The organism is Nonomuraea sp. NPDC049784 (assembly GCF_040659615.1).
Taxonomy (GTDB): Bacteria; Actinomycetota; Actinomycetes; order Streptosporangiales; family Streptosporangiaceae; genus Nonomuraea.
Map to the genome: position 1 here is coordinate 1 of NZ_JBFAMX010001178.1, position 1,520 is coordinate 1,520.

Genomic DNA, 1,520 nt, shown 5'->3' on the forward strand with positions numbered 1-1,520 from the left:
CGTCAGCGCAGTGGCCATCGCGCCCGACGGCACCTGGCTCGCCACCGGGGGCCAGGGCGACGCCCTCGTGCGGATCTGGGACCAATCCGGCGTACTCTCCGCCACTCTCGCCAGCCCTACCAAATGGGTCATGGACGTGGCTGTCGCCCCCGACGGCACCTGGCTCGCCGCCGCCTCGGACCGCACCGTGTGTGTCTGGGACACGGCCACCTGGCGGCTGCGCAGCACCCTCACCGGTCATGACAACGCCGTGTACGCGGTGGCCATCGCCCCCGACTGCAGTTGGCTGGCCAGCGTCAGCCACGACGGAACGGTGCAGATATGGGACGCCACGACCGGCGTACGCCGTGCGCTGATGCACGAGCCCCGCGTCGTGTGCGCCGTGACGATCGCCCCCGACGGAGCCTGGCTGGCCACCGCCGGTTGGGACAACACCGTGCGGATCTGGGACACCACCACCTGGCAGCAGCGCGCGATACTCACCGGACACACGAACTGGGGGGACGGGGTTGCCGCAGCGCCGGACGGCACCTGGCTGGCGAGCGTCGGCCGCGACGACACCACACGCATCTGGGATACCACCACCTGGCAACAGCGCCTGCAACTCACCGATCCGGCGGCGACCGCACTCGCCATCGCCCCCGACGGCCACACACTCGCCACCGCCGGCCACACCGGCGAAATCCGGCTCTGGGACCCCTCGACCGGCCGGTCGCGCGCCATGATGCGAGTCGACGGCGGCGTACGCGCCTGCGTCTGGAGCCCGACCGGCGACCATCTCGTAGTCGGAGGCACCGCCGGTCTGTACCGGTTCAACATAACTCCGTGAACAGCGCCCACCGCCACCAGGTCGGTCACCCGGATTGCAGACCGACAGCACGAGCGCCCTGAATCGTCGTTGAGAAGCGACGTCGGTCCCAGTCCGTGCCGGACGCCGAGAAAGGTCCAGCTCATCGCCGCCGTCATCGTCGCAGCCGTCACCCTCGGCACGCTCCCGGAACTCGTTCTGGCTCACTTCGCCCAGGCCACCGCCACGGGCTTCTCAGCGGAAGGAGGAACCAGTGGTGGAAAGGGGGCGGGCTCACTGAACCAAGTGATCGACAATCTGCGCAACGTCATCGTCGGCCTGGTGGCGCCCTCGCCACCCTGTTCCTGACCGGCGGCGGAGTCCGCTACATCCTGGCCGGCGGCGCCCCCGGCGAGGCCGAGGCGGCCAAGAAGACCCTGCGCTACGCAGCCCTCGGCTACGGCATCGCCGTGCTGGCCCCGCTGCTGGTCAGCGTCCTCAAAGGCATCGTCGGAGCCTGACAGTGACCCGCCACCCACCGCCTCGCCCGCCCACGGCGAGCATGCTGCTCACCACCACAATTCGCCGAATAGCGCAGATCCTCACACTCACCGTCACTCGGCGGCGGCTTGGATGGAGTGATCGTGGCGGTTTGATGGGCGGTGACGTCCGATCCGACCGCTGGAGGCGCGGTGGCCGAGCCTGTCCGTGTGCGCAGACTGACCGACCAGGA

The 1,520-nt window shown here is 69.7% G+C and carries 2 protein-coding genes; both read left to right on the forward strand.

Annotation, left to right across the window (positions count from 1 at the left end; translation table 11 throughout):
- On the forward strand, positions 1–829 hold an 829-nt coding region (locus AB0J09_RS64495; protein ID WP_360714350.1), incomplete at its 5' end, for a WD40 repeat domain-containing protein.
- A 95-nt stretch (positions 830–924) separates the two neighbouring features.
- On the forward strand, positions 925–1,308 hold the full coding sequence (locus AB0J09_RS64500) for a pilin (RefSeq protein ID WP_360714352.1): 384 nt from the start codon (positions 925–927) through the stop codon (positions 1,306–1,308).
- The last annotated feature ends 212 nt before the right edge of the window (positions 1,309–1,520 follow it).